This window comes from Desulfogranum marinum (genome assembly GCF_016918565.1).
In the GTDB taxonomy this organism is placed as follows: domain Bacteria; phylum Desulfobacterota; class Desulfobulbia; order Desulfobulbales; family Desulfobulbaceae; genus Desulfogranum; species Desulfogranum marinum.
The window spans coordinates 67,206-89,294 of the sequence record NZ_JAFFQD010000005.1 but is presented as its reverse complement, the minus strand read 5'-3'; the positions used below and the strand labels follow the sequence as shown (position 1 = coordinate 89,294).

Below are 22,089 nucleotides of genomic sequence, written 5' to 3'. Positions count from 1 at the left end.
AGTCACACCACATGTTATCCGGAAAATTTGGTGTGGCAACACGCTCACCCATGGAACTTATCGATGTGACCAGGCGGTTGCAGGACATCGTAACAGAACAAAGCATTACCCAAGGTTTATGTACTGTCTTTAATCCACACACAACCGCCGGAGTCACTATCAATGAAGGGGCTGATCCTGACGTGCAGGACGACATCATTGGCGCCATGCGTCGGATTGTTCCCCTTGATTATCCATATAAACACAGGGAGGGAAATTCACCCTCCCATGTTATGGCAACCCTGACAGGCAGTTCCGTCACCATCTTCATTGCTCAGGGGCAGCTGCAACTCGGCACCTGGCAACGCATTTTTTTCTGTGAATTCGATGGACCTCGTCAGCGTAAACTCACTTGGCAGATTCTGCCTGGCTGATACAGCCGTTTCTTTTATCTTCAAGGGTATTCCATGCTGTTTGGCCTTAACCGTGCTACAGATGAAAAATCTCTCCAGGAATTATTGGAACATTTTTCAAAACGAAAACTCACCGATGTACTTGTACCTCGCATGACCGATGATGAAATTAACCAACTCGTCGAACAGCTCATGGGGATAATGCGCAATCATCTTTCCGATGAAGAATATCACAGCCTTTTGCTCGACGATCCCCATCATCGTCATTGATCTCCAAGCAGACATAACTCTGCCCTTGCTAATGTCCCATGCCGGAGGACAAACAGGACAACGTTTTCACGTCGGTTTGGAACCGCCTGTTGTCTTTGACTGCAGAATGAAGCCCTGGTATACGGATGTGCTTGAGGTTGATCCCGCCACATAGGCGCTGGTTGACGAAAAAATTTCCTCTATTATACCATTACGTTACAGATAAATCGTTATTTCGGTATTATAATAACAGGTAGATACAGAAAACATTGCCTCAGCCCCTGGTTAGCCTCTGCTTACATCATGGCTGTGGAAGGACAATTACATCAACGTATGGAACGACTCCAAAAAATCATAGCTCAGGCGGGTATCGCCTCTCGAAGAGGCGCCGAAGAGCTTATCGCCAGAGGACGGGTACGGGTCAACGATCAGGTTGTAACCCACATGGGCTATAAGGTAGATCCGGAAAAAGACCGTATAACCTTTGACGGCAACCCTATCAATCTTGAAAAAAAAATCTACTTACTGCTCAATAAACCGGCAGGATATGTAACGACCCTCTCCGATCCGCAGGGACGTCCCATTGTCACAGACTTGCTTCCTGAAATTAATGCGCGACTCTTTCCCGTCGGTCGCCTTGACCTGGACACTGAGGGCGCCCTGTTGATGACCAATGACGGCGCCCTTGGCAACTACGTCCTTCACCCACGTTATGAAATTAACAAAACATATGAGGCAACGGTCAAAGGCATGCCATCTGCGGCCGGCATGCAGCGTTTGGCAAAGGGTATACTCATTGATGGGCAGAAAACCTATCCGGCACAATTACGATTTTTAGTAAAATCCCGTTCACGATCCAAAATAGAGATTATAATTCATGAAGGGAAAAAACGGCAAGTTCGTAAAATGTTTCAAGCAATCGGTCATCCAGTCCTGCATTTGAAACGAACCGCCTACGGAAATCTTCAATTAGGAACACTTTCCAGTGGAAAATATCGTACTTTGACAAAAAATGATCTAAAAAAGCTATTTTTAGGAAAAATTCCCTTTACAATCAAAAACATACCTGCTTAAGTTTTTATAGCTTTCTAATAGTAGTTCCTGTTTTACATTTTTCTCCCAAACATTTGAGTAGGGAGGCTTTTATCCAGATACGTTACCGACGGACAGGGGAGACAGAAATGAATAAATCCGAACTGATCGAAGCATTGGCAGAAGAAATGGATATTCCAATTCGCGAAGCTGCTTCCATTACCAACACTATAATTGATACCATGAGTGATGCTCTTGCCCGTGGTGAGTCCATAGAAATTCGTGGATTTGGGAGTTTTGTGGTAAAAGAGTACGAATCTTACACCGGAAGGAATCCCAAAACCGGAGAAAAAATTAAGGTCTCTCCCAAAAAATTGCCATTTTTCAAGGTTGGCAAAGATTTGAGAGAGCAGGTTAACAAACCCAAAGACTAGCCGCTACGGGCAGCATTAAACGTTCTATTCCATCGATTTAACAGGGACCACTTCCCCAACTAAGTCGTAGATGTGCGCTTCGCTGATACGTACAGGCACAATATCCCCCGGGTTTACTTGACCGCTGGTTATATACACGCAGCCGTCAATATCAGGTGCCTGAAATCTGGTGCGGCCTTCTAGCAGCAAGTCACTCTCACGGCTCACACCTTCGATTAAAACCGGTTCTATTTTGTCGACAAAGCGCTGTTGACGCTCTTTGTTTATTGTTGCCTGCAGACTCATTACCTGGGCGTATCTTTTTGCCTTTTCCTCTTCCTGGACCTTATCAGCAAAATTGGCGGCAATGCTTCCTTCTTCGTCTTGATACTGGAACACCCCTACATGGTCCAATTGCCATTTTTGCAAAGCTTGGGTTAAAATGTCCACGTCTTCCTCTGTTTCACCAGGAAAACCTACCATGATAGTAGTACGCAGGGCGCATTCAGGAACGAAAGAACGTATCCGGGAGACCAGGTCATCAAGTGTGGCCAAACCATAGCGCCTATTCATCCGTTTCAGGACCCTATCGCTCACATGCTGAAAAGGTATATCAAGATAGGGGACAATACGCGGCTGCGCCGCCATCAGCTGAAGGAGAGACGTATCAACAGATGACGGATAGAGATAAAGCAAACGAAACCACAGAATTTGCGTCTTGTTGACCAACGTCTGCAAAAGCGAGACTAAATTGGTCTCGCCATCTTTCAGGTCATCACCATACGCTGTAAGATCCTGGGCAATGAGCGTCAGCTCCTTCACTCCCTTACTGTCCAGCAATTGAGCCTCGGCAGTAAGGTCCTCAATGGTTCGACTCCTCAGCCTGCCGCGAATTGAGGGAATCATACAATAGGTACAGTGGTTATCGCACCCCTCGGTAATTTTTAAATACGCTCTGAAAAATGGAGTTGAAATCTTGCGCGGCACAGAGGCGTCCATGAGATACAAAGATTCGTCCCCCACCGCGAGCATGCTCTCCCCTTGGCGTTTATTCTCAAGAAAATTGACTATCTGTGGAAATTCATCAACTCCGAGAAATATATCTACTTCCGGTAATTCTTCAGCAAGTTGTGCACCATACCTTTGCACCATGCACCCGGTAACCACAAGTACTACCTCTTCGTTATTTTGCTTGTACTCAGCAAGACGAAGAATCTCATCTACGGCTTCCTCAACTGCCGGCTGGATGAAACCACAGGTATTGACGAGCAGTATATCTGCCTGCTCCGGCTCCTCAACCACCTGGTATCCGGCATTTTCAAGCAGGGCAAGCATCACTTCTGTGTCCACCAGGTTCTTGGGGCAGCCCAGGCTGACAATATGTATATTTTTCATAAATCTTTCAATCCTCCTCCATCGGCTTCCCTACAGAGATCTGCCAACAATTGCTTGGTTTTTCGGCGAAATGTCTTCCTGTTAAACTGTGGTCGCCATTTTTCATGATACAGTTCATCTGAAACCAACATCACTGCAGCCAGGCTTATACCGCGAAAAGCTGCAACAGCACTTAATGCGGTATACTCCATATCGACCCCTAATGCCCCTTGTTCGCCAAAATACCGCACCTTTGCTTTAGTTTCCCGATAAACAGCATCAATGGTCCACACAGGACCTTGTTTAGTGTTATACCCTGCCTGAGAAAGAGCCTTGTTAACGTTGCCCATTAAATTGACATCCGGTGCAAAATTACCGGCTCCTGGATAATGGTCACTGGTCCCTTCCTCGCTGAACCCGCTGGTGGGTAGAAACACATCGCCTGATGCTAAAAGATCACAAACAGCTCCGCACCATCCATACACAATGACATATCGGGCGCCAAGGGCAATGCATTTTTCCAGGCACATTGCTGCCATGGGAGCACCAACAGCAGGTCCAGCCAGAAAAAAACGATCAGAGGAATACAGTTTCGAATGAAAAAGAAAATGTTGCTGCAAGCCATACATTTCGGCTAGAGCAGGAAAATTGAAGGCATCTGTAGGATTAACAGCAAAAATCCCCAGAGGAGGGAGCTCAGGATCGCGTTTGTCCCGAACCGGGTTTACAATACATTGTTCCATAGGCTAAACAAACCCCAAAAAAAAAGCTGCGGCTTAATGCCGCAGCTTTTGACTACTTTTTTGCTTGATCTGTAAAATTACAGTCCAAGAGCTGCTTTGAAAGGATTCGCATAAAGCAGGATAAAGGCAATAACAAGACCGTAAATCGCAATAGATTCACAAAGAGCCATACCAAGAATCATGGTAGTGGTGATAGCACCTTTGGCTTCTGGGTTACGAGCAACGCCATCACATGCACCGCGAAGACCATTACCCATACCAACACCAGCGCCGTGTCCTGCCAAACCAATACTCAAAGCAGCACCTATACAAATCAAAGCAATAGCAAGTTCCATTTTCAACATCCTCCATTAGATAATAATATATGATTGGCCTTCTTCGTACTCAATAAATAAACTTCAAACTCAATGTGCGTGTTCCAGAGAACCTGCGCAATACAGCACTGCCAAAAGAACAAAAACCACAGCCTGGATAACACTGACGAGCACGCCAAGGCAGAGGATAGGCAGCGGGGCAAAAAAAGCACCTGCAAGCATGAATAAAACTGCAAGCAATACTTCCTTGGCAAAGATATTTCCAAAAAGACGCATGGAAAGTGAAATCAATCGCGCAAAGTTACTGATGATTTCAAGTAAGAACATAAATGGAGCAAGAGCTTTACTTGGTCCCATGAAATGTTTGTAATAGCTGAGCCCATGGGTTTTGAATCCAAGTACATGGTGCGTTACCCAGACAATAATGGTCATGCCCAGGGTGATATTCAAATTCGAAGTTGGAGACATGAAACCGGGAATCAAGCCGATCATGTTGGCAAGAATGATATAAAAGAAAAAGGTAGCCATCATGGGAAACAACATCTTCGCCCCATCTTCGCCCAGGTTTTCGGTAAAAAAGTCCATCAGACCACCGACCATGACTTCCCAAAAATTCTGCCCACTGCCGGGGATCATTTCCAATTTTCCCATGGTCAGCTTCGGCACGATGATAAGAAAGGCCATGACCAGCCAGGTATAGGTCATATACGGTGTACAGAGCTGTTCCAGCAAGCCATGTCCAGTTACCGTATGCGGCACCGGAAGTCCAAGCTTTTCCAGAATAATCGAAATAAATAATATTGGATGTTCCATAACCTATACGCTCCTCAAACTTTGCTCGGAATAAAATATTTTGCCTCTGCTCAGGACAACAAGGATTACACTGAGCATGACTGTCGCTAGGCCAAGACTTAAACCGATCATATTGATAGGCAGTTTGGCAACCAGCAAAATTAACAATAAGCCCAACACCACTAGACGGGCATAAAACTTAATAAAAAACCGAATCTTTTCCGTACGCGAAACAGCATCCGCAGCCATACCGGCTTCACTGACCTTATGGAGCAGTTGGCCTATATCCTTTTTCAGCAAAAAGAAACTTACATTTACCAACACGCCACCAATCAACACAGATAACGCGAACTGGTCGCTATATACAAACCAGCTTCCGACAGTGAACACCACAAGTAATAACCAGCTAAAGCCGGTTATATATCGCACTAATGCTGCATCAGGGTCGTGTTTACTTTGTTTGTTCATCTTACTTCTTATCATCCGATATTTTTTTGGTTAGTTGCCAAAGGCTCTTAAAACCTGCAGCAATCCCAAATCCAAAAAAAATAAAGGTTAGATACGGTGTGGTTTTACCACCAAACGCTTTGTTATCCAGAAACCAGCCGATACCAAAACCGATAATAATAGAGGAAACAAAAGTTATGCCGATGTGACTATATTCGGCCAGCTGCCGAAACATTTCTCTTCGATCCTCAGACATCAATCGAAACTCCCGTATCCAACAGGTTAAATAGTTCGTGCTACAGGTATCATGCACAACAACCAAACGCAATATTTTTTTATCTAATTCATCAATTTTTTGAATGACGACTCAATCATATTCAAAGCTTTTTCCAAATGAATACGATCGTGTGCAGCAGATATAAATGTCGCCTCGAACTGAGAAGGGGCAAGCCACATACCTCCTTCCAGCATATTTCTGTAGTGTTTTCCATACATTTCGGTGTTCGCTTTCATGGCCGATTCAAAATCCGTTACCGGTTCATCGGTAAAAAAGCAGGTCATCATGGACCCGATACGATTAAGTACGGTCGGCACAGCAGCGGCATCTGCAATCTGTTGCAACTCAGCGGCAAACCAGTCTGATTTTTGCTCAAGGTCTTTATAAAAATCAGGCTTTCGCACCAATTGCAGCATGGCAAGACCGGCACTCATTGCTAAAGGATTACCGGAAAGAGTCCCCGCCTGATAGACAGGCCCATCAGGGGCAATATTATCCATGATTTCAGCTTTGCCACCATAGGCGCCGACAGGAAGCCCACCACCGATGATCTTGCCCAGACAAGTAAGGTCTGGAGTAATACCGAATCGTTCCTGCGCTCCGCCAAGGGAAAGCCTGAAACCAGTAATAACCTCGTCAAAAATCAGAACGATGCCCAGCTCAGTTGTCAACTCACGTAATTTTTTAACAAAACTCATGTCTGGAACAACCACTCCCATATTTCCGGCAACCGGCTCAACGATGACACAGGCAATGTCAAGATTCTCGTCCCGCAGAGTACGTTCAAGTACTTCCTTGTCATTATAGGGAATAGAAAGCGTATTTTTTACTATATCGTCAGGTACTCCCGGGCTACCAGGTATACCCAGGGTAATCAGTCCTGACCCCGCCTTAACCAAAAAAGAATCAGAATGGCCATGATAACAGCCGTCAAATTTAACCACCATATTCTTTCCGGTATAGCCTCTAGCCAGGCGGACTGCGCTCATGGTGGCTTCAGTTCCAGAGTTAACAAATCGAACTTTTTCAATGGAAGGAACACACTCACACACCAATTCGGCTAATTCAACCTCCACTGACGTTGGAGCCCCAAAACTTGTCCCATTGACAGCCGCCTGCTGTATTGCATCGACAACCTCAGGTTGTGCATGTCCGGCGATCATTGGGCCCCATGAGCTAACAAAATCTATAAATTCGTTTCCATCAACATCTGTCACAATGCATCCCGAGGCCTTTTGAATAAACAACGGATCACAACCGACAGAACGACAAGCACGGACAGGAGAATTTACGCCTCCGGGAATAACAGCTTGCGCTTTTGAAAACAGGGAAACAGAACGATTAGTGATCATAAGCCCACAACTCCTGATATTGGGTAGTAATTAGTTGAACGATGTCTTTTCTCAAATCCGGCAGTATACCACTTAGTCTTTTACGATGTCAAAACGAAAACGAAATCACTCCCCACGACTTGACAGAAAGCTAAAGATGATAATTTTCTCTTGTCACGTTCAGGAGCTCAAGGTAGAATGCTTACCAATGCGGCTAAAATATACATAACCATTGAGAATTTAAATATTTTCTCACGACAAGAATTCTTAACGGACGCAACAAGGAGAAAACAAAATGGCAAGTGACAAGGTAATGCACGTATCGGACAGCGAATTTGACGCAAAAGTCATAGGCAATGACCTCCCCTGTCTGGTAGACTTTTGGGCCCCCTGGTGTGGTCCATGCAAAGCAATTGGCCCGGTAATTGATGATCTTGCCGATGAATTTGACGGTAAAGTACTCATCGCAAAAATGAATGTGGACGATAACCCTGCCACACCCGGAAAATTTGGAATCCGTGCCATTCCCACGCTCATTTTATTTAAGGGTGGAGAGGTTGTCGACCAGATTACAGGTGCAGTCGGCAAAAGCCAACTTCAGGATTTAATGAATAAAGCTGTTTGATTTTTTTACCCAAAACGGTTCTCTGCTCAAATGACAGAGGACCGTTTTTTTTTGTTTTTTTTATAGATAACAATTACCAACAGTGCACTGATCCCCGGTTGTTTTAAAGCGAGTGGTTTTAACCTCCCGCCACAACAGCGAAATTTTATTTTATGAATTCTCAGTACCTGGTGTTGGATTTTCATGCCATCACCATCAGGAGGCGTTATGACTTTCCCCCCCTATCGTGCTAATATAACCGCTGCGCTGCTACTCCTATTGCTGTTTTCTCTTTCTGGATGTGGAGTTTTTCAAGGCATGTTTGACAGCGTCACTTTTGGAGAAGAAGAGGAAGTGAAGGGGTCTCCCGAGGTCCTGATCACGAAAGGGATGGATGCATATAAAGTGGGCGACTACAGCGGTGCCATCAAGGCATTTGAAAAAATTCTTGACGAATTCCCTTTCAGTCAACAGGCAATGCTTGCTGAGCTTAAAGCTGCAGACGCCAACTATTACAACAAATCTTACTTGGAAGCAAAACTCCTTTACCAGGAATTTGAAGAACGCCATCCCACAAACGAGGCAATCCCGTATGTTCTTTTCCAAATCGGGATGTGTGATTTTACCCGCTCCAATAGAATTGATAGAGATATAACCGGTGCCGAAGATGCCATCAAATCGTTCTCCAGGCTTCTGCGCACTTTTCCCACCTCGCCCTACACAAAAGAGGCTAAGGCAAGAATTCAGGCCGCACGGGATTTTCTGGTCAACCATGAATACTTTGTGGCCGTTTTTTACGTCAGAACAGAAAAGTATGACCAAGCCATCCACAGGTTAAAATATCTACTGGCTATGTATCCCAAGTCCACTATAGCCCCCAAAGCCCAAGCGCTCCTGGAAAAGTTGGAAGCAGGAGAGCCGCCACGATGGGGTATCAATAAATGGCTCCCTGAAATCTCCATGCCGAGCTGGACCCTATGGGAATCGGATGAAAACCAATAGCGTCAACCAAGCAACGCTGTGAGAACAGGCCAAACAGCAGGCTCGTACGCCACAGCCCAGAAAAAGATACCTGCCTGTCACCTATTCTTGCGCCAGCAGGCGCTCCACAGTTTTCAATAATGCGGAAAGTTTTTGTTCTGTATCAAGAGTGACCAGACGCCCTCCAGTACCGAGTGCAGGGTCGACAAAAGCTTTCAGTTGATGCTGATATATCTCCCACCGTCCGTCAGAAACCGCTGTTTCATCAACCGCTCTTTTTTGCAGACGACGCCTGACCTCATCAGCCGAACATGTACAATAGATAAAAAGTGGGGTGGCATCGTATTGACCAGCCATTTCCACAACGGCCTCCCTTTCTTCCAGATTACTGTATGAGCCATCCAGAAAGACAACAGATTGCCCCTGCTCCATATCAACGGCAGCCTGCTTCAACATGGCTGCGTAGGTTTTACGGGTAAAATCTGCACTGTAAATCCCCTTTCCGACCGCATCCGGACGCTTGTCGGTGGGCAATAGTCCGGCAAGCTTCTTTCGCATCCGGTCGGTATTATAGTAGGGAATGGCATTGGCTGCAGCATACGTACCGGCAAGGGTTGATTTGCCGGAAGCCGTCATACCAAAAAACACAATTACTTTCTTTTCCACCTTCTATCTCCCCTCGCCCTCCACCATATCCAGACTATTCACCGTCTTGGGCATACCGATGAGCCAGCTCAAAATATTTTGCAGCATTTCGCAGACATTCTTCCCGGACACCCGCATCAACGACAGGATCAGCAGCTGTAAAAAGACCTATCTTACCACGTACATATGCCCGATAGCATTTATAAAAATCGAGCATATCAACCAATCCGGGATCTTTTGCTGCCAGACAAAAACGTTCAATAAAAAGTTGAGAAAAATCAGTTAACCCGTAATAGTCGAGATCCATTGCAAGAAAGGCAACATCACACGCAACATCATGGAAACGAAAACGCTCGTTGAACTCAATGCAGTCGTAGATGTATGCATGCCCTCCTGTCAAACAGATATTCACAGAATGAAGATCGCCATGACAATCACGGATATGATCGCCGACGATACGCTTTGTAAACCGCTCCGTCTGGGCAAGGACCTTTTCAGCATAACTGCTGATATCGTTAAACTGCTGTAGAGTCAGAGCCCCCTGATCGACAAAAGCTTTGGTCTGTTCAAAATTCTCCACCACATTGACACCCACGGCAGCAGCCGTTCCAAACTGATTTATGTCCTCACCTGTGGCGGCATTTTTATAAAAGGGAACCAACGTGTCGACAATGTTGTCCAAATGGTGCTCTTGCAATTTCCCAGCTTTAATCATATTCCCCATCATCCCCTCTTCGGGCATGCGGACCATTTTTATCCCATATTCAACGGTCTCTCCGGAGCCATCAAGAGAAAATTGATCGTTATCAAGGTTGATTTTCACTAAATCCAGATATATTTCAGGACAGAGACGCCTGTTCAGGGTAAGCTCTTGCTCGCAATAAAAGTGCCGTTTTTCCAAATCTGAAAAATCAAGAAAACCAAAATTTACAGGCTTTTTGAATTTGTAGACAAAATCACCAGCTAAAAGGACATAGGAAATATGAGTCTGCACCAGCTTGACACTATCAACCGGATGCGAATAGACTGCAGGTTGCAGCAGAGCTTGAATAAATGCAGGGAGCGTTTCTTTTGTCATTACAGGGTGCCTCTTAAGTTATTTTGATATAAACGAAATTATTGCAAAAGGTTTACTTTACCAAAACAGCGATAAAGCGTAAACGCTTTACCACATTTTCCGAAGCTGTAATGATCCACAGCATACCAGCAGCCACAAACAAAATATGAACGAAACACACCTAAAGAACCTGCTCACGCAGCTCCAACGGGGAGAACTGGACATACCCCAAACCCTTGACAAACTTCGAGGGCTTCCGGGCGAATCATTTTCAGGGGTTCAACTGGACCATCACAGAATGCTGCGCACAGGTATCCCTGAAGTGATCTTCGGTGAACGTAAAACGCCGGACCAACTCGTTGCTATTTTAGAAAGGATGCTTCCCGCTCCAACGGTTGTGCTGGCTACACGAGTCTCAGAAAAAAAGGCGCAACAGGTCTGTGAACGTGTTGCCGGTATACATTATCACCCAGTGGCCCACATGCTGACAGGCAACCCTCATCACATTCCAACAGACTGCTCCCGAGGCACAGTGATTATAACCACTGCAGGGTCATCTGACCTACCGGTAGCAGAAGAGGCAAGATTAACTCTCGAGTATTTCGGCCATCCGGTTGAGACCATCTATGACGCTGGTGTGGCTGGAATTCACAGAATACTTAACAGGGTACCCACTCTGCAAAAAGCAACTGCGGTTATTGTTATCGCCGGCATGGAAGGAGCCCTTCCTTCAGTTGTTGCCGGAGTCACCGGCGCACCGGTGATTGGTGTACCCAGCAGCGTTGGCTATGGCACCGGGGCGGGAGGTTACTCTGCCCTGCTAGGCATGCTCAACAGTTGCTCCCCGGGTCTGGCTGTTGTCAACATTGACAATGGATTTGGAGCTGCCTGCATGGCGGACGCAATCAACAGGAAGTGATTATATCTCCATAACGCCCTCTCTTTTTGCTGAAAATGCAATCTCCCCATTGCATGATCATGGCTATCATCGTATAATCGTCTTTTTTTACGTTTTGATTTTTTTCTTTTTCACTTTACTCATATAAGGCATACTTGCAATGAACACCTCTCTAAAGCTGAAAATCGGGTTACTCCTCACCCTGATACTTTTTTCACTGATGACGCTGGCACCGTCTTTTTATTCCGATACTCCCCAGTGGTGGAAAAAATATCTCGCCCCCCAAGGACTTAAACTCGGTTTGGACCTTCAGGGTGGTATGCACCTGGTTCTTCAAGTAGACCTTGAAAAAGCCATTGAAAACTCTCTTGACCTGGCCGCTGCAGACCTGAAGGACGGACTTGCTGAAAAGCAGATCACTGCTGTGCGAATGCGCTCAGAAGACCCTTCCAAGGTTGTTTTTACCCTTCCTAACACCGGAGCAGTAGATACTGTACAAAGTACCCTCGCCAGTGACTTCCCCAATCTCGACGTCCAAATTAAAGCCGAGACTGGGAGCTTCCCCCTGATTACCCTGCAACTTAAACAGGAAGAGATAGAATTTATACGAAAAAATGCAGTTAACCAGTCCCTGGAGATTATCAGAAACCGTATTGATCAATTCGGCGTAGCTGAACCGACAATTCTCCGTCAGGGAGAAAATGAAATTGTTGTCCAGTTGCCAGGTGTCAAAGACCCGGATCGGGCTATGGGACTTATCGGACAAACAGCCCAACTGGAATTTAAGCTGGTGGCCGAGGCACAGGGGCTAAACCTGGCACAATTGTTAGCTGAGGTCCAATCAACAGGGCAATGGGAGCCGGGGAAAAGCAGAAAACAGCTCAACCTTGCTCTTCAGGGACGCCTACCGCAGGGAACGGAAATTTATTTCGAAAAGGTCATCGATAAACAGACCAAGGCCGAAACACAGGTACCGATTCTGCTTGAAAGTCAGGTACTCATGACCGGAGAAATGGTCAAAAATGCCCAGGTTCGAATCGGAGGCAGCTTCAACGAGCCTTATGTAAGTCTTGATCTCACCGGCAGAGGCGGCAAGGTCTTTGCCCATATCACGGAAAAAAGTGTCAACAGACGACTGGCCATTGTGCTTGATGAAGTCGTTCGTTCAGCACCTGTCATCCGTGAACGCATTCTTGGCGGCAGTGCACAGATATCCGGTAATTTTACCCACGAAGAAGCAACTGACCTGGCTATCGTTCTCCGCGTTGGAGCCTTACCCGCACCTGTTGAAATTATACAGAACCTGACTGTTGGTGCGAGCCTTGGGCAGGATTCAATCAATAAAGGTTTGAGTTCCGGATTAGTCGGTGCGCTCCTCGTCCTCCTTTTCATGGTTATCTACTATCGGCTCTCAGGAATTATAGCAGATTTCGCGCTGATGCTGAACATCCTGTTTCTGTTTGTCGGATTGGCAATGCTTGGTGCCACGCTGACTCTACCAGGTATTGCTGGGATCATCCTTTCCATAGGTATGGCGGTCGATGCCAATGTTCTTATTTTTGAACGAATGCGAGAGGAATTTGCGCTCGGCAAATCGATTAAATCAGGAGTTGATTCAGGGTTCAGCAAGGCATTCTGGAGTATCGTCGATTCCCAGGTGACGACCTTGATCACAGCTTTGGCACTGTTTTTGTTTGGTACAGGCCCGATCAAAGGATTTGCCGTCACCCTCTCTTTGGGTATTATTTTCAACCTGTTTGCAGTTCTTTTCTGCACCAGGCTTGTCTACGACAGCTTATATACAACCCGCAAGCTGAAGCGCTTAACCTTTATGCGGCTTATCCATAAAGCCAACTTTGACTTTATGAAAGCCCGCAAAATTGCTTTCGGCCTCTCAGGTTTCCTGGTCATTATCGGCACCATAGCTTTTGTGCAGATCCTTCGTGGTCAGGCAAATCTTGGCGTAGATTTTTCAGGTGGATCTCTCCTGCAGTACCACGCAAGCCAACCCTTTGCCCTTGAAAACGTACGCTCCGCCTTAAATAAAAACGGCTTCCCAGATATTGACCTCCAGGAAGTTACCGGAGAAAACCGACTTATTGTCAAATTAAAAAAGTCCGAACAAACCGTTGGTCACTTTGGTGATGAGATCACTACTATCCTGGCCCAAGAGCTCACTGATCATGAGTTTCTGTTAGAAAGCGAGTCGGAGATTGGTTCATCCATCTCTGCTGTATTACGGAATAAAGCCATTCAGGCAATCGGCATTTCATTGATGGGCGTTTTAATATACCTTGCCCTTCGCTTTGATCTAAGTTTCGGCTTAGCTGCTGCAACAGCTACCTTCCACGATGTGCTTGTGGTGCTGGGTATCTGCTGGGCAATGAACATGGAGATCTCCCTGCTTGTTGTCACTGCACTGCTGACCCTGGCAGGCTATTCTCTTAATGACTCGGTGGTTGTTTTTGACCGAATTCGTGAAAATATGAAAAAAGAAGAAAATACCAGCTTTTACCAGACCATCAACGACAGTATCAATCAAGTTCTTGGTAGATCAGTTGTCACCTCCCTCACAACTGCCCTGGTCCTCTCATCCCTTTTTATTTTGGGTGGATCTTCCATTCATGATTTTGCATTGACCCTTTTGATAGGTGTTCTCATCGGGACCTATTCATCCATATTTATCGCCAGTCCCATCCTGTCACTCAAAAAGAGGTAATGCAAACCGTGAAAGACACACTGCCGAATAATTTCAGCCGCATCGAACCAGATCAAAAATTTTGCTTTGATTGTCATCCAGGTGTTCCCTGTTTCACAGAGTGTTGCAGGGAACTTGATTTAGCCTTAACGCCTTATGATGTCCTGAGGCTTAAGAGACAATTAAAGCTCCAGTCAGGCATTTTTCTGGAAAAGTATGTCATCATAGAATGGGATGAACAACAACTCTTTCCGATCTGCTATCTCACCATGGTGGATGACGGAAGGGCAAGTTGCGTTTTTGTCGATAAGAGCGGGTGCAAGGTCTATGACAATCGACCTGGAAGCTGTCGTGCTTACCCTGTAGGCAGGGGTGCCATCCGTAAAGCCGACGGTACAGTTGACGAATCCTTTGTCCTGGTCACAGAAGATCATTGCAAAGGTTTTGCAGAAGGCAAGGAACAAGATGTAAACATTTATTTTGCCGACCAGGAACTAGAGACCTACAACCACTTCAACGACAAACTGTTGGAACTGTATCAGCACGATAAGATACGTGCCGGCTTCAAGCCAACCAGAGCACAGCTCGATCAATACATACTCGCCTTGTACAACCTGGATACTTTTAGTCAGCAAATGGCCAATGACAGCATTTCAATGAAAAGACCTCTGACCCCGATGGAACTTCAGGGTCTGGCAGGCGATGATGAGAAATTGCTGCTTCTTGCCATATCCTGGCTCAAGCAAGAATTTTTCGAGGAATAAAAATCTGAAGACGTGTGTAGATCCGATGAGTGATCCCGCTGAATCTTGTTTTACAAGAATCCGTACTATCAGTGGTCATTATTGTACGCTTGAAGGAGGATCACACGGTCCTGACCATAGTGAACGCGTATTTCGAATGGCCATGGTAATCGGCAAGAAGATGCAGGCAAACCTGCTTATTCTTGGGACCGCTGCTTTACTGCATGATATCGGTAGAAAGGCAGAAACGGAAAGTAAAGGTAAAATATGTCACGCCGAACATAGTGCAGAGCTCGCCCGTTCTGAATTGATGCTGCTCGACTACAAGGAGGATGACATCAAACATATTTGTCATTGCATCCGCAGTCATCGTTTCCGTAAGGGTAGCCCTCCACAATCAATGGAAGCCAAAATTCTTTTTGACGCGGACAAGCTGGACTCCATAGGCGCTATCGGTATCGGACGAGCATTTCTGTTTGCAGGTCAAATAGGTGCATGCCTCCACAACCCTGAGAAGGATCCCGAGGAGACAGAAGCCTATTCCAAGCAGGATACAGCTTACCGCGAATTCCAGGTAAAGATGTCCAAGGTAAAAGACCAGATGCTTACCCCTATAGGTAGACAGATTGCAGAACGGCGACACCACTTCATGGAACTTTTTTTTGATGAACTTAATGGCGAAATATATGGTACTGCAGATGGTACCCAGCAAATATGAGGGACAGGAACATGCTTAAGCTGGTGGTTTTCGACTGTGATGGAGTTATGTTCAGTTCACTGGAGACAAACAGAATATATTATAATCATCTGTTAGAAACCTTTCAGTGCCCGCAGATGAACCAGGCGGAACTGGAATATGTTCACATTCACAATGTTGCCAACTCTATACGGCATATTTTCCGCAATCATGTTCATATTGACCTTGAGCAGGTTACCTCTTACTGCCGGTCCCTTGATTATAGCCCATTTCTTAAGCACATGGTAATGGAGCCGGATCTACCTGCCTTTCTTAAACATATCAAACCAAACTATCACACGGCCATATCCACCAACAGAACCAATACCATGGATATCGTGCTGGACACCTTTCAACTTCGATCCTGGTTTGATATGGTCGTCACTGCCAGTGATGTTGAGCGTCCAAAGCCTGCGCCCGATGGTCTATTGATGATCCTTGATCATTTTCATGTTCAGCCGGACGAAGTTATTTACATTGGAGATTCAACCGTTGACAGAGACCATTGCGCCAGTGTCGGCATTGACCTTATTGCCTTTAAGAATACAAATCTGGAAGCGAAATATCACGTTGATAGTTTCACCGCAATTGCCGGCCTGCCGCCTTTTCATTCTACAGCAGGCAGACAGTGTGACGAGCCCTGATTGTGCTTCTTAGCTAATCCTCTTCATCCATTCGCTTTAGACCTTCCATCAGGATCATCATAAAATCGCCGATTTCTCGAGCCTGCATTAAGGATTCAGGCAACCCGGGAACAAATTGAAAATCCCCTTTTTTTTCAGAAAGAATTGCGTATACAGCCTCATGGTTGTCGAGATCTTCAAAACGAGCTGCCAGGAGAGCACCTTCACGAAAAGTAACCCTTGCCGCTTTGTCGGCAAAGTTCATGATCAAGCGACCTGTTTTTTGATGCATATGAAAAACTTGGAGCAGCTCTGCCGGTAAAATGGCTTCTATTTTACCGCTCATAACAGCCCTTGAATCAGCTTTATTTTCTGTGCATTCAATTAAAAGAGGGAATTCTGATAATTGAAATTTAATCAGGCCGGTACAGCCACCGCACGTAAAAATTTCATCTTTATACTCTGCAAATCCTGTTGCCATAGAGGGAAGCAGTTGAACAAGAAGACCTGTCATCTCACGAATAAGGATGAGGCAAGACGGTTTTTCCGGAAAGAATTCCACTGATTGACGAGTGAGAATAAACCCATTATCCCGGTTGTATAAAGGGCAGTTACGCTCCTCAACAATTTTAAATTGTGCACAGAAATCAGACATATTCTCTTAAAGGCTAATATTAGGTATACTGTCTATTGTACACAGAATATTCATTCACTCAACTAAAAGTATTCATTACAAAAATACCTTCTCTTCATTTTTAGTATTTTACAATCAATGTGGCTTGTTTCGTTGAGGTAAATAATATATTATACTAGATAGTGTAGAGTGTGGCTTACGTGAGGCTATGTCTATTTTCTACTTTTTTTCAATTTAATAATTAACAGGTTATTACATGGTTACGGGCTCTCAACAGCTTGTCGACGATTTCGAACAGCTTCAAAGTTCTCTTGAGCTTTATCCTAAGATCAATATTGTCAAAACTGATGGGGAACCACCTGATAATTATGAAATTGAGTTCACTCTTCGTGGCTATATAAAAGACGCCGATGGCACTGTCTCGATCGGCAATACTCACCGGGTGCAGATAAGTCTCCCTTTTGGATACCCTCACTTTGCGCCGATAGTGAAACCACTGACCCATATTTTCCACCCAGATGTTGATCCTGCTGCAATCCGGATAGCTGATCGGTGGCAACAGAATCCATCCCTTGCCGATCTCGTTCTCTACATAGGAGAAATGATTTGCGGCCATACTTACAGCCTTAACGATCCTTTCAACCAAGAGGCTGCAGACTGGTACCAAGAGCACCTGGGCAATCTTCCCCTTGATTCACTCAGTATTGCCACCATAGAAGAGTCTTCTCAGGAAATTGATAGCCTTGTTGATGACACCTTTGCTTCACTTGGCCTCGAAACTGATGATTTTCTCGAACCTGTTAAAGAATTTTCACCTGCAGATGTTGAGCACATACAGATGCTCATTGAGCACAAACAGCTTTTTGAAGCCACTCAGGCGTTAACTGAAATAACTGAACAATTTCAAGAACGTGAAGTTATCCAAGAAAATATCGACAAAGGTATGAAAAAAGCTGAGCAGCTTTTCGCCTTGGCTGAACAGCTAGAGGACCTTGGAAAATTCGACGAAGCCGTCGATGTAGTCGATAATCTATTTGAAGTCTGTGTAGATATGCCCGGAAGCGACAGCCTTCGCTCCCGCCTCCAGCAGGAATTTTCTCTTGCTCTACGTTCTCCGGGAAACTCTGCCGAAGAACAAAGTGAAGACAGCCTGATCGTATCCAAAAAAGACAAGACTAAGAAAAAATCCTCTGCAAAGAAAAAACAAAAACAGGTAGCCCCCGCTCCCCGGCCTCGTCTTAAATTCAAGCCAAAGATTCCACTCCAAATTATCCTTTCAGCGACAGTTTTGCTTGCCATTTGCATAGGTGCAATAAGCTTTTATTTTAAAGACCAAAATATATTAAGTCGCTCCCAGGCAAATATTTTAAAAAGCCAGCTCCTCATAGATAAAAAACAATTTGAAACCGCCCAGGGAACCCTTTATGAGGCAAAAAAATCGTTATCCGGGCTTACTGTACTTCGCTTTAAAAAAGGCGAAATGGAAAGGGAAATAGAGAAGCTACTTACTTCAAAAGAACTGGATGAGGGGTTAAAGGGGCACGTTCTATATCAAGGCAAATACATTCCCTCTGCAATGGCCCAATCCCTCAGAGAATTGGCCACCTTAACAGAACAGGCAAAATCTCTAGTAGATCAAAAAAACCCAGCTGATGCGCTTACACTTTACCGTCAGGCTTTTTTTTATGCGCAAAAAAATAAATTGAGCGACAATGTTGCTGAGCTTGAAGCCATAATCAAATCTCTTGAACTCCAACAAACACTGACCCTTGCAGAGCAAGCCGAACTTGGCAAGAACTGGCAAGGTGCTGCAGAAACTTACCGCAAAGCACTGGAGCTATCCAGCAGTCTTTCCGACCCGAAAACAGCAACCGCCATTACCTCAAGGCTCACTGCAGCAACCTTCCGCCATGAACTGAATATGTCAAAAGAGACATTTACCCAGGAACAATGGCAGGAAACAATTGTAAAACTCGAACATGCCCAACGCCTTATTGATTCCAATCCTGACGTTGTCTCCGTAAAGGAGCGACGAGACCTGCACCGATTACTGGTCAACGCACGTCTCTACGGCATTCTCTCGTCCGCGAGAGATGCATACAATCAGAAAAATTGGGCCAATGCTATAACTGAATACCGTAAAGCGGTCAGCCTGCTTGAACAGGAAAGGGATAACTTTGAAGGGCACCTGGACGAATCAATCAGTAAAATTAAAAAAACCGTACTGATGGTGCAAATAGCAATGACGCAGGAAAAGGTACTCCTTGCAGAAAATCAGGATAACCTGCAAGAGGCCCTGCGTCATTCCAAAGAAATTCAGCGGCGTATTAAAAACAGTCCTTTTAAAAATGATCCCTCAGTAGAGGATGTACAACGAAGAATCACTCAACAAATCACCACGAAAGAAGAACAGATAGCGCACAACAAGAAAATAGTCTGGCTGGAAGAACATTTTGAAGAAATTTTCAGGTCCAATTACCCTACCTTCAGAGGCTCACAACTACATTCGCCCAATGCTGCGCTGCTGAGAAAAGTGGATGACAAATCCATTTTCATCATCACCTGCACAGAAAAAAGTCAAGGCACTTCGTCGCGGCTGGAACTCAATTACATGTATGATGAAGGTACCGGCAAATGGTCTGTGTATACGGGAGAATGAAATTCACAGTTTGCATTTCCAGCAAACAAGAGGCATGATTTCCTCCAAGGTAATCAGATCAGAAACCTGAATTCTCCCTTACCAAGTAAATCGTGAAGGTGTAAGATTCCCTCTAGATTACCGTTGGTCGCAACCACTGCCAACACCGTAATCTCTCTCTGCTGCATGAGGCTGAGTGCATCTGCGGCCATGGTATCTCCGCTTATGGTTACCGGACTCCTGGTCATGATATCATTAACAATTGCCTTTTTCGGCACCTCACCACTGGTCAGCAACCTCCTGATATCGCCATCAGTCACAATCCCGCTCAGTCGTCCGTTTTTATCCCTAACCATCACTGCACCAATGCTTTTACTATCTAATTCGGCGATGGTCTCTTGAAGAGTCACTCCTTCCTCCACCACAGGGACCTGGTCTCCGGACAGCATCACCTCTTTTACAGCAACCTTAAGTCGTTCACCCAGACTACCGCCAGGATGATTTCGCCGAAAATCCTCTTCTCGAAATTGATTTTTCTTTAATAAAGTTACAGCAAGGGCATCACCAAGGGCGAGAGTAGCCGTAGTAGAGGAGGTAGGCGCCAACCCAAGCGGACAGGCCTCCCTCGGCACACAAATGTCGAGTGTAATCACAGCAAATCTCGATAGAGTTGAAGTTAAGCTCCCTGTCATGGCAATTATTTGCACATTTCGTTCGCGCAAGCTGCCAAGTAAGGCGTTAAGTTCAGTTGTTTCACCGGAGTAGGATATGGCAAGCACAACATCGGTTGCCGAGACCATGCCTAAATCTCCGTGCATGGCCTCAACAGGATGTAGAAAAAAAGAAGAAGTGCCGGTGGAATTTAAAGTAGCAGCTATTTTCTGTCCGATAACACCGGATTTGCCAATGCCGGTAACCACCAACCTACTTGGACATGCTGCTATTAATTCAACTGCTTGCTCAAATGAAGCATCAAGTTTATCTTTTACAGCCTTAATCCCTTCAGATTCTATGGTAAGGACTTCTTTGGCCTGTTCGACTATGTTCACATTTCCTCCTGCATAATAACACCTGACATACCATTTGTTACTATAATAGCCGACCTAGGCTGACGCCGCGGCTACATGTTCTAAAAATTACAGTAACTATTCAGCAGCACCCCAACGCTTCACGATCTGCCCGCCTAGCATACCGGTGTATAGCAAATAGTCAGGTGGTGGACATTTGGAACACTTCTGGCAAGTTACAGCTTGGGGTAGATTGACACTTTCCAGATCTTCACGGAATAGTTACAAATCAAGACTATCTACAGAGGCCTAAGTTGTCCGCCAACAATCTGGTGGATCTTACCCTGACTATCTATTACCTTATAACAGCCACTGTCTGTTATTCCGTCTCCAGTTCCACATACAACCTGCTGTTGTGCAACATACTCAACCGGACGCCGATAAAGGTAATCATAGTCCTGCCATTGATCGAGGACAATTTGTGGTTCAGAAGATAATATACGAATATTGTCTAAAATTTGGCCAACTATTTTTTCGAGCAGAACTTCTAAAGAAAAAGTTAAATGAGTGTGCTCACGTACGGTTGTTACTATAGACTGAATTTCTGAAGGATAATCAACTAGGGTAGTGTTAATGTTCAAGCCTACACCAATTATGACATAGGGGAGGTGGTTGCTATCAACAACCTCCGATTCGCAAAGAATGCCGCCCAGTTTTTTCCCAGCAACGTAGATATCATTTGGCCATTTAAGTGTTAGCTCCAGCCCGGTTTCAGCAACCAAACAGCTAGCACATGCAACCCCGGTCGCCAGTGTTATTAGCGGAAGATGTTTGGTTTGCAACAGAGGTTGAAAGAGGATTGTAAAATAGAGCCCCCCTTTAGGTGAGCTGAAGATTCTTCCATATTGCCCTTTTCCTCCTGATTGCTGCTGGGCAACTAACAGTAATGGCTCATCAGGCGTTGACCGTATTAACTGCTTCGCATAACTATTGGTTGATGCGATATCATCAATGTGCAGAATCTTCATTATCAGATAAATAGAAATTTGTTATATAGCTTCACTATCTACAGCCTCCCCCTCCGCCCAAAAAAAAAAAGCAGAACCTTAAAGGCTCCGCTTTTTTCACTTACAAAGAGAAAGATAAAAACTAATTAATACCTTCAGCTCCCTCTTCGTCTTTGATTCGGTCAGGACGAGCATACATGGTGGTTGACCCTGAAGACCAGAACATCAACTCACCTTTCTTTACCAAATCATTAGCAACATTCTTGATTTGTCGCGGCTTTGCATCAGGATCACATTTATAAAAATCCTTAACATATAACTGCGGCTTAGGCGATTTGGTTGCCTTTTCAATAATTGCAGCTTCCAGTTCTTCTAGACTGAGTGCCATGATAGACTCCTTACCGATATAAAAAGGTCAAAAAAACGATCGGCTCTGAAAATCAGAGCCGATCGC

At 45.2% G+C, this 22,089-nt stretch carries 25 protein-coding genes; 12 read left to right on the top strand and 13 right to left on the bottom strand.

Features of this window, described 5'->3' with window-relative positions; all coding sequences use genetic code 11:
• The first annotated feature begins 11 nt into the window (after positions 1-11).
• The 4 genes from JWH17_RS05080 (at position 12) to JWH17_RS05065 (ending at position 2,107) form a co-directional block, all read left to right on the top strand.
• Positions 12-413, top strand: coding sequence for a secondary thiamine-phosphate synthase enzyme YjbQ (locus JWH17_RS05080; RefSeq protein ID WP_205221493.1), 402 nt, complete (start codon positions 12-14; stop codon positions 411-413).
• A gap of 33 nt (positions 414-446) precedes the next feature.
• Positions 447-662: a hypothetical protein gene (locus JWH17_RS05075; protein ID WP_205221492.1), complete on the top strand. Its 216-nt coding sequence runs from the start codon at positions 447-449 to the stop codon at positions 660-662.
• A gap of 312 nt (positions 663-974) precedes the next feature.
• Complete coding sequence (locus JWH17_RS05070; protein WP_205221491.1) at positions 975-1,715, top strand: pseudouridine synthase; 741 nt, start codon at positions 975-977, stop codon at positions 1,713-1,715.
• 107 nt (positions 1,716-1,822) lie between these two features.
• Positions 1,823-2,107 (top strand): HU family DNA-binding protein, encoded by a 285-nt coding sequence (locus tag JWH17_RS05065; protein WP_205221490.1) that lies wholly within the window; start codon positions 1,823-1,825, stop codon positions 2,105-2,107.
• A 24-nt stretch (positions 2,108-2,131) separates the two neighbouring features.
• On the opposite strand, the gene rimO is transcribed toward JWH17_RS05065, so the two are convergent.
• The 7 genes from rimO to hemL all read right to left on the bottom strand — a co-directional run bounded on the left by rimO (position 2,132) and on the right by hemL (position 7,385).
• The gene (rimO, locus tag JWH17_RS05060; protein ID WP_205221489.1) at positions 2,132-3,481 is read right to left on the bottom strand and encodes a 30S ribosomal protein S12 methylthiotransferase RimO; all 1,350 of its coding nucleotides are present in this window, start codon (positions 3,479-3,481) and stop codon (positions 2,132-2,134) included.
• The gene (locus JWH17_RS05055) at positions 3,478-4,203 is read right to left on the bottom strand and encodes a nucleoside phosphorylase (RefSeq protein WP_205221488.1); all 726 of its coding nucleotides are present in this window, start codon (positions 4,201-4,203) and stop codon (positions 3,478-3,480) included. The genes rimO and JWH17_RS05055 overlap by 4 nt, the downstream gene beginning before the upstream one ends.
• 77 nt (positions 4,204-4,280) lie before the next feature.
• A complete protein-coding gene (gene atpE / locus JWH17_RS05050) occupies positions 4,281-4,538 on the bottom strand; it encodes an ATP synthase F0 subunit C (protein WP_232370907.1) in 258 nt (85 codons plus the stop codon).
• 69 nt (positions 4,539-4,607) lie between these two features.
• Positions 4,608-5,330 carry a F0F1 ATP synthase subunit A gene (gene atpB / locus JWH17_RS05045; protein WP_205221487.1) on the bottom strand — a complete coding sequence of 241 codons (723 nt, stop codon included), beginning with the start codon at positions 5,328-5,330 and terminating at the stop codon, positions 4,608-4,610.
• Positions 5,331-5,333: 3 nt separating this feature from the next.
• Complete coding sequence (locus tag JWH17_RS05040) at positions 5,334-5,777, bottom strand: ATP synthase subunit I (protein ID WP_205221486.1); 444 nt, start codon at positions 5,775-5,777, stop codon at positions 5,334-5,336.
• A 1-nt stretch (position 5,778) separates the two neighbouring features.
• Positions 5,779-6,012: an AtpZ/AtpI family protein gene (locus JWH17_RS05035; RefSeq protein WP_205221485.1), complete on the bottom strand. Its 234-nt coding sequence runs from the start codon at positions 6,010-6,012 to the stop codon at positions 5,779-5,781.
• An 83-nt stretch (positions 6,013-6,095) separates the two neighbouring features.
• On the bottom strand, positions 6,096-7,385 hold the full coding sequence (gene hemL, locus JWH17_RS05030; RefSeq protein ID WP_205221484.1) for a glutamate-1-semialdehyde 2,1-aminomutase: 1,290 nt from the start codon (positions 7,383-7,385) through the stop codon (positions 6,096-6,098).
• Positions 7,386-7,659: 274 nt separating this feature from the next.
• Here hemL and trxA point away from each other — a divergent pair, with 274 nt between their 5' ends.
• Both trxA and JWH17_RS05020 read left to right on the top strand, forming a co-directional pair.
• Positions 7,660-7,989, top strand: a complete 330-nt coding sequence (trxA, locus tag JWH17_RS05025; protein WP_205221483.1) for a thioredoxin — start codon at positions 7,660-7,662, stop codon at positions 7,987-7,989.
• Positions 7,990-8,196: 207 nt separating this feature from the next.
• The gene (locus tag JWH17_RS05020; protein WP_205221482.1) at positions 8,197-8,970 is read left to right on the top strand and encodes an outer membrane protein assembly factor BamD; all 774 of its coding nucleotides are present in this window, start codon (positions 8,197-8,199) and stop codon (positions 8,968-8,970) included.
• An 81-nt stretch (positions 8,971-9,051) separates the two neighbouring features.
• On the opposite strand, the gene JWH17_RS05015 is transcribed toward JWH17_RS05020, so the two are convergent.
• Positions 9,052-9,615: a P-loop nucleotide/nucleoside kinase family protein gene (locus JWH17_RS05015; RefSeq protein WP_205221481.1), complete on the bottom strand. Its 564-nt coding sequence runs from the start codon at positions 9,613-9,615 to the stop codon at positions 9,052-9,054.
• A 34-nt stretch (positions 9,616-9,649) separates the two neighbouring features.
• Positions 9,650-10,672: a hypothetical protein gene (locus tag JWH17_RS05010; protein ID WP_205221480.1), complete on the bottom strand. Its 1,023-nt coding sequence runs from the start codon at positions 10,670-10,672 to the stop codon at positions 9,650-9,652.
• Positions 10,673-10,817: 145 nt separating this feature from the next.
• Here JWH17_RS05010 and larB point away from each other — a divergent pair, with 145 nt between their 5' ends.
• The 5 genes from larB to JWH17_RS04985 all read left to right on the top strand — a co-directional run bounded on the left by larB (position 10,818) and on the right by JWH17_RS04985 (position 16,370).
• The gene (gene larB, locus JWH17_RS05005) at positions 10,818-11,570 is read left to right on the top strand and encodes a nickel pincer cofactor biosynthesis protein LarB (protein WP_205221479.1); all 753 of its coding nucleotides are present in this window, start codon (positions 10,818-10,820) and stop codon (positions 11,568-11,570) included.
• Between the two features lie 139 nt (positions 11,571-11,709).
• The gene (gene secD, locus JWH17_RS05000; protein WP_205221478.1) at positions 11,710-14,268 is read left to right on the top strand and encodes a protein translocase subunit SecD; all 2,559 of its coding nucleotides are present in this window, start codon (positions 11,710-11,712) and stop codon (positions 14,266-14,268) included.
• Positions 14,268-15,011 carry a YkgJ family cysteine cluster protein gene (locus JWH17_RS04995; RefSeq protein WP_205221477.1) on the top strand — a complete coding sequence of 248 codons (744 nt, stop codon included), beginning with the start codon at positions 14,268-14,270 and terminating at the stop codon, positions 15,009-15,011. Before secD ends, JWH17_RS04995 begins: the two co-directional genes overlap by 1 nt.
• A 25-nt stretch (positions 15,012-15,036) precedes the next feature.
• Entirely contained in the window at positions 15,037-15,708 is a 672-nt protein-coding gene (locus JWH17_RS04990; protein WP_205221476.1) for an HD domain-containing protein, read from the top strand.
• Between the two features lie 11 nt (positions 15,709-15,719).
• Positions 15,720-16,370: an HAD family hydrolase gene (locus JWH17_RS04985; RefSeq protein WP_205221475.1), complete on the top strand. Its 651-nt coding sequence runs from the start codon at positions 15,720-15,722 to the stop codon at positions 16,368-16,370.
• Between the two features lie 13 nt (positions 16,371-16,383).
• Here JWH17_RS04985 and JWH17_RS04980 read toward each other — a convergent pair whose 3' ends face one another.
• Positions 16,384-17,004, bottom strand: coding sequence for a DUF4388 domain-containing protein (locus tag JWH17_RS04980; protein ID WP_205221474.1), 621 nt, complete (start codon positions 17,002-17,004; stop codon positions 16,384-16,386).
• Between the two features lie 235 nt (positions 17,005-17,239).
• On the opposite strand from JWH17_RS04980, the gene JWH17_RS04975 reads away from it, so the two are divergent.
• Entirely contained in the window at positions 17,240-19,642 is a 2,403-nt protein-coding gene (locus JWH17_RS04975) for a ubiquitin-conjugating enzyme E2 (protein WP_205221473.1), read from the top strand.
• 53 nt (positions 19,643-19,695) lie between these two features.
• Here JWH17_RS04975 and JWH17_RS04970 read toward each other — a convergent pair whose 3' ends face one another.
• From JWH17_RS04970 to JWH17_RS04960, 3 genes are all read right to left on the bottom strand, one after another.
• Entirely contained in the window at positions 19,696-20,670 is a 975-nt protein-coding gene (locus JWH17_RS04970; protein ID WP_205221472.1) for a KpsF/GutQ family sugar-phosphate isomerase, read from the bottom strand.
• Positions 20,671-20,927: 257 nt separating this feature from the next.
• Entirely contained in the window at positions 20,928-21,656 is a 729-nt protein-coding gene (locus tag JWH17_RS04965; RefSeq protein ID WP_205221471.1) for a biotin--[acetyl-CoA-carboxylase] ligase, read from the bottom strand.
• A 121-nt stretch (positions 21,657-21,777) separates the two neighbouring features.
• Positions 21,778-22,023 carry a dissimilatory sulfite reductase D family protein gene (locus tag JWH17_RS04960; RefSeq protein ID WP_205221470.1) on the bottom strand — a complete coding sequence of 82 codons (246 nt, stop codon included), beginning with the start codon at positions 22,021-22,023 and terminating at the stop codon, positions 21,778-21,780.
• Between the last annotated feature and the right edge of the window lie 66 nt (positions 22,024-22,089).